Here is a 6,371-nt window from a genome sequence, read left to right as displayed (position 1 = left end):
AATCGGACCAATCCAGCCAATGTTGATGTGTCAGCTATGTCTCCGAACACCCGTCAGTGATCTGTCCGGGCTAAACAAAAGGCGGGGCATCCAGTACGCCGCGGCCTCTCGGTCGACAACTACTGTCTCGGAGTACTGGATCACCCGCTTTCGCGGGTGATGACAGTTGTGTGTGGAGAAGCAGCGTGTGCCCCTTACGCCGCCTTGCTCTTCGCGTCCTGGATCGCCCGCCACACACGCTCCGGCGTCAGCGGCATGTCGATCTGCTTGATGCCGTGGTCGGAGAGCGCATCGAGCACGGCGTTCACCACCGTCGACAGGCTGCCGGCGCAACCGGCTTCGCCGCAGCCCTTGCTGCCGAGCGGATTGGTCGTGGCGGGCACCGGGTGATCGCCGACTGTCATGTTGGGAACGTCCTCGGCGCGGGGCAGGGCGTAGTCCATCAGCGAGCCCGTGATCGGCTGGCCGCTCTCGTCGTAGCGGATATGCTCCATCAGCGCCTGGCCGATGCCCTGGACGACGCCGCCATGGAGCTGGCCTGCGACCAGCAGCGGGTTGATCACCGTGCCGAAATCGTTGACCGCGCTGTAGCGCACGATCTGCACCACGCCGGTCTCCGGATCGATCTCGACCTCGGCGACGTGGCAGCCGTTCGGGAACGCCGAGGCGACCGGTTCGCTGGTGTGATCGACGTCGAGGCTATCGGGCACGCCCTCCGGCGTCTTGCCGTCGTGCAGCTTCTTGGCGAGCTCCATGATGTCGATACTGCGATCGGTGCCGGCGATGGTGAAGCTGCCGCCTTCGAATTCGATGTCGGCTTCGGACGCCTCCAGCATATGCGCTGCTGCGCGCTTGCCTTTCTCGATGACGAGCTTTGCAGCCCCCACGATGGCCTGGCCGGTTGCCGTGATCGAGCGCGAGCCGCCGGTGCCGTTGCCGGTGTGGACGATGTCGCTGTCGCCCTGCACCAGCTTGACACTCTCGAAGGGAACACCGAGCTGCTCGCTCAGCACCTGCGCGAATGGGGTGGCATGGCCCTGGCCGTAGTCGAGCGTGCCGGTGATGAGCTGCACAGTGCCGTCAGCGTCGAACACGATCTTGCCGAGCTCTGGGCTCGGCGGCGCCGTGACCTCGAGATAGGAGCCGACCGCGATGCCGCGCAGCTTGCCGGCCTTCCTGCTCTCCTTCTTGCGCTTGGCGAAATTCTCGTGGTCGGAGATTTCGAGCGCCTTGTTGAACACGGCCTGGAAGTCGCCGCTGTCATAGGTCACGCCGGAGGAGGCCGCGAACGGAATCTGGCTCGGCTTGATGAAGTTGCGCTTGCGCAGGGTCAGCCGGTTGATGCCCATCTCGTCGGCGGCGCGGTCGATCAGCCGCTCCATGTAGTAGTTCGCCTCGGGCCGGCCGGCGCCGCGATAGGCGCCCATCAGCGTGGTGTTGGTCAGCACCACCTTGATGTCGACGGCCATCAACGGCGTGCGGTAGACGCTGGAAAAATTCTTGCCGGTGTTGAGCGAGAGCGGCCCCGGCGCGACGCCGGTGATGTAGGCGCCGAGATTGCCGTAGCCGGACAGCCTGGCCGCCAGGAAATGCCCCTCGGCGTCGAGCGCGAGCTCGGCGTGGATCTTCTGCGCACGGCCGTGGCTGTCGGAAAGGAAGGCGGTCGAGCGCTCGTCGAGCCATTTCACCGGGCGGCCCAGCGCTTTTGCCGCGTACAGGATGCACATGTACTCGGGATAGTTGATATTCTTCATGCCGAAGGAGCCGCCGACATTGGCGGTGAGGATGCGCACCTTCTCGTTCGGCACCTTCAGGTTCTTGGCGAGGTTGGCGCGGTTACCCGCAACGCCCTGGGTCGGGACCTGAAGCGTGTAGCGCTCGGTTGTCTTGTCGTAGGAGGCAAGGCCGACGCGCGGCTCCATCGAGACCACGGCGACACGGGTGTTCTCGATGTCCATCCTGGTGACATGGGCGGCGCCGGCAAAGGCCGCGTTGACCTTTTCCATGTCGCCATAATGGTAGTCGAGCGCCACGTTATCAGGAATGTGCTCATAGAGCTGCGGCGCGCCGGGCTTGGCCGCTTCTTCAGGATCGGTCACCGCGGGCAGAGGCTCGATGTCGAGCTCGACCGCCTCGGCCGCATCGCGCGCCTGCGCCAGCGTCTCTGCCACGACGAAGGCGACGGGATCGCCGACGAAGCGGACCTTGTCGGTCGCCAGCGGCTGGCGATTGGTCTGGAGCAAAGGCGAGCCGTCGCGGCTCTTCAACGGCAGGCCGCAGGTGAAGGGGCCATAGCCGGCGGCATCGAGATCCCTGCCGGTCCACACGCCGAGCACGCCCGGCATCGCCTTGGCGGCGTCGATGCCGATGCCGCGGATGATCCCATGGGCGTGGGTGGAACGGATGACCACGGCATAGGCCTGGCTGGGCAGGTTGAAATCGTCGGTGTAGCGGCCCTTGCCGCGCACCAGCGTGTCGTCCTCCTTGCGGCGGACGGGCTGCCCGACGCCATATTTTTGCAGTGCAATAGCGTTTTCGAGCGTGGACGATTTGGTGTGTTCTTGCATGGAATTGACCTGAAAAGCCGGCATTTGCGCATTTTCGCGGCAGCGGGGCACCGGACTCCATTGAGATAACCCACCACCCCGTTCACGACAACGCACGAATGGGCATGGTCCCATGTGATGCGTTGTTGCGCAGGCCGGCTGCGCTGCTAATGTTTCAGGCGAAAAATCAATTCCAGACCGGCCCGACCGGCCGCGGAAAGACAGTTTGTATGAATGACCACACGCGGCTCCGCGACGGCCATGCGCCGCACGGTGAGCTGGAGGGGTCGATGGCGGCGGTGGCGTTGGCCACCGAACCGGCTGTCGGCGCGCAGGCGTCGGGAACCGGCGTCTATGCGGCGCTGGACCTCGGCACCAACAATTGCAGGCTGCTGATCGCCTGTCCGACCCAAGACGGCTTTCGCGTCGTCGATTCCTTCTCGCGGATCATCCGGCTCGGGGAGGGGGTTTCGGCGACGGGATGCATCAGCGAGGCCGCGATCGAGCGGGCCATCGCCGCGCTCAGCATCTGCCGTGACAAGATCAATTTGCGCAAAGCGCGGCGGTTGCGGCTGATCGCGACCGAAGCCTGCCGCGCGGCTTCGAATGCGGAGGGGTTCCGCAGCCGCGTCGCGGCCGAGACCGGCATCGAGCTCGAGGTGATCGATCGCGAGACCGAGGCCGCGCTCGCCGTGCTCGGCTGCTCGCCGCTGGTCGACCCCAGGGGACGCGGCGCGATCCTGTTCGACATCGGCGGCGGCTCGACCGAGCTGGTGCGGATCGAGCGCGATCCGCAAAATCCGGAGCCGCGGATCAAGGCCTGGATGTCGATCCCCTACGGTGTGGTCACGCTCGCCGAGCAGTTCGGCGGCCGCGACGTGACGCCGGAGATCTACGCCGCGATGGAGCAGGAGGTGGCGAACCACGTCGCGCCGTTCGCCGAAGTCCACGGCGGCGATCTCGCCGACATGCACCTGCTCGGCACCTCAGGCACGGTGACGACGCTCGCCGGCATCCATCTCAACCTCGCGCGCTATGACCGCCGCCGCATCGACAGCATCTGGATGAACGATTCCGACATCACCGCGACCATCAGAAAGCTGCTCGGCATGAGCTACGAGGAGCGCGCCGGCAACAGCTGCATCAGCGTCGAGCGCGCCGATCTCGTGCTCGCCGGCTGCGCCATCCTCGACGCGATCCGCCGCGCCTTCCCGCTGCCGCGCCTGCGCGTCGCCGACCGTGGCCTGCGCGAAGGCATGCTGGTCGAGATGATGCGCGAGGACGGCGCGCTCAGGAGCTGGTGAGATGGCCAAGGACACCACCGGCCGCTTGCACGTCCAGGTCAAAACCGGCGGCAAGCGCAAATTGTCGTCGAAGCTGTGGCTGGAGCGGCAGCTCAACGATCCCTATGTCGTGAAGGCCAAGGCGGCGGGCTATCGCTCGCGCGCCGCGTTCAAGCTGCTCGAGATCGACGACAAATTCCGGCTGTTGAAGCCCGGCATGGCCGTGGTCGACCTCGGCGCGGCGCCCGGCGGCTGGAGCCAGATCGCGGCCAAGCGCGTCGGCTCGGTGGAAGGCAAGGGCAAGGTCGTCGCCATCGACCTGCTGGAAATGCCCGAGATTCCCGGCGTCGATTTCGCGCAGCTCGACTTCATGGCGAATGATGCGCCGGACAAGCTCACCGCGATGCTGGGGGGCGGCGCCGATTTCGTGATGTCCGACATGGCCGCCAACACCACCGGCCACCGCAAGACTGACCAGCTCCGTATCGTCGGCCTGGTCGAGACCGCCGCTGCCTTTGCCTGCGACGTGCTCAAGCCCGGCGGCGCGTTTCTGGCCAAGACGTTCCAGAGCGGCGCCGATGCCGATCTGCTCGCCCAGCTCAAGCGCGATTTCGCGACGGTGCGTCACGTGAAGCCCGCGGCGAGCCGGCAGGATTCGTCGGAGCGCTACGTGCTGGCGACGGGGTTTCGGGGCGGAGCTGTCTGAGCCAATCTCCGCTGTCGTCCGGGACAAGCGCGCCCTAAGCGCGCGCGGATCCGGGACCCATAGCCACAGGCTGATGTGGTTACGGGGATTCGGAGTTACTCTCGCGCGCGACAACTGCGCCCTGTGGTTATGGGTCCCTGCGTTCGCAGGGACGACACCGTGTGTGAGGCGCCCGCTCCCCCAGCTCACCCCAACCTTTGATCGCGCACGTCCTGGGTGTCCTCCGTCGCGGTCTTGACCGCCGCCTTCTCCGCACCCTTGCCGGCGCCCTTGCGGCTGGCGATCTCCACGGCCTTGCGGCCGGAGATCTCGTGGCCGGCGTCGACGGGCATCTGCCAGAAGAACCAGCTCGATGCCGCCGAGGTCAGCGCGACCACGAGGAAGGCGGGGGCGAACACGGTGGCGTCGATCTCGCTGACATGATTGAACCACATCGTCGTTTCCACGCAGGCCGCGCCGACCGCGACGCCGGCGGAGACGGCGAGCTGCTGGTTGACGCTGACGAGGGTGGTGGCGCGGCTCATCTGCGCAGTCTCGACGTCGGCATAGGCGACCGTGTTGATCGCGGTGAATTCGAGCGAGCGGAAGAAGCCGCCGACCACCAGGATGACCATGATGATGAGCAGCGGCGTCGTCACCGTGAACAGCGCGCAGACGGCGAGGAAGAACGCGCTGACGATCGCGTTCACCGTCATCAGGTTGCGGAAGCCGAAGGTGCGGATGATGCGCGCCGCCAGCGTCTTCATGCCCATGGCGCCGAGCGAGGAGGCGAAGGTGACGAGGCCCGAATGGAACGGCGACAGGCCGAAGCCGATCTGCATCAAGAGCGGCAGCAGGAACGGCAGCGCGCCGATGCCGAGCCGGAACATGAAACCGCCGAACACGGCCGCGCGCAGCGTCGGCAGCTTCAGGAGCGAGAAATCGAGCACCGGCGAGCCCGTGCGCCGGGCGTGAATGACGTAGAGCGTCATCGCGATCGCGCCGCCCGCAATCAGTGCGGCCACCGTGCTCCACGGCAGCAGGTTGAGACCGGCAACCGACAGGCCGAAGGCGATGCCGGCAAGGCCAATGCCCGCCAGCACCATGCCGTACAGATCGAACGGCTCGCGCTCCTCGCTCTTGATCGGGTCGATGAAGCGGAGCGCCATGAAGATGCCGAGCAGCCCGATCGGGATGTTGATCAGGAAGATCCAGTGCCAGGACGCGTAGGTCGTGATGAAGCCGCCGAGCGGCGGGCCGATCACGGGACCGATCAGGGCAGGGACCGTCACCCAGGCCATGGCGTTGACCAGCGCGCTCTTGTCGACCGAGCGCAGCAGCACGAGGCGGCCGACCGGTGTCATCATCGCCCCGCCCATGCCTTGCAGGATGCGCGCGAACACGAAATCGGTGACCGAACTCGATAGCGCGCAGCCGACCGATCCGACCATGAACACGCCGACCGCGATCGCAAACACCATCCGTGCGCCGAACCGGTCGGCGGTCCAGCCGCTCGCCGGGATGAACACAGCGAGCGACAGCAGGTAGGACGTGATCGCGAGCTTCAGCGTCAGCGGGCTGGTGCCGATGTCGGCCGCGATCGCAGGCAGCGAAGTGGCGATCACCGTCGAGTCCATGTTCTCCATGAAGAGAGCAGTGGCGACGATCAGCGGAATGATGCGTTGCTTGTCGACCATGACGGATTGGTAATGAAAATCGGAAAAGGGTGGACTTGCGGCTTATCACCGCCACTCGCCTGCGACTATTGCGGATCGACGCATAGCACCTAAGTCCCGTGTAACAACGGTGTGACCCTCCCGCTGCATCAAACGGGGTTCGCGACTTCTCGCTCCCTCG

4 protein-coding genes are annotated in these 6,371 nt (G+C 65.9%); 2 read left to right on the top strand and 2 right to left on the bottom strand.

Annotated features, from left to right (window positions below; all coding sequences use genetic code 11):
* Positions 1 to 194: 194 nt before the first annotated feature.
* Positions 195 to 2,567 (bottom strand): xanthine dehydrogenase family protein molybdopterin-binding subunit, encoded by a 2,373-nt coding sequence (locus RAD10_RS36310; RefSeq protein WP_461621201.1) that lies wholly within the window; start codon positions 2,565 to 2,567, stop codon positions 195 to 197.
* A gap of 209 nt (positions 2,568 to 2,776) precedes the next feature.
* On the opposite strand from RAD10_RS36310, the gene RAD10_RS36305 reads away from it, so the two are divergent.
* Both RAD10_RS36305 and RAD10_RS36300 read left to right on the top strand, forming a co-directional pair.
* Positions 2,777 to 3,850, top strand: a complete 1,074-nt coding sequence (locus RAD10_RS36305; RefSeq protein WP_461621200.1) for a Ppx/GppA phosphatase family protein — start codon at positions 2,777 to 2,779, stop codon at positions 3,848 to 3,850.
* Between the two features lies 1 nt (position 3,851).
* Positions 3,852 to 4,535, top strand: coding sequence for an RlmE family RNA methyltransferase (locus RAD10_RS36300; protein WP_461621199.1), 684 nt, complete (start codon positions 3,852 to 3,854; stop codon positions 4,533 to 4,535).
* Between the two features lie 185 nt (positions 4,536 to 4,720).
* Here RAD10_RS36300 and RAD10_RS36295 read toward each other — a convergent pair whose 3' ends face one another.
* Positions 4,721 to 6,211 (bottom strand): MDR family MFS transporter, encoded by a 1,491-nt coding sequence (locus RAD10_RS36295; RefSeq protein WP_461621198.1) that lies wholly within the window; start codon positions 6,209 to 6,211, stop codon positions 4,721 to 4,723.
* Positions 6,212 to 6,371: the final 160 nt, after the last annotated feature.

The sequence above is a fragment of the Bradyrhizobium sp. 23AC genome, from assembly GCF_054863025.1.
This window is presented reverse-complemented; position numbering and strand designations above follow the sequence as displayed.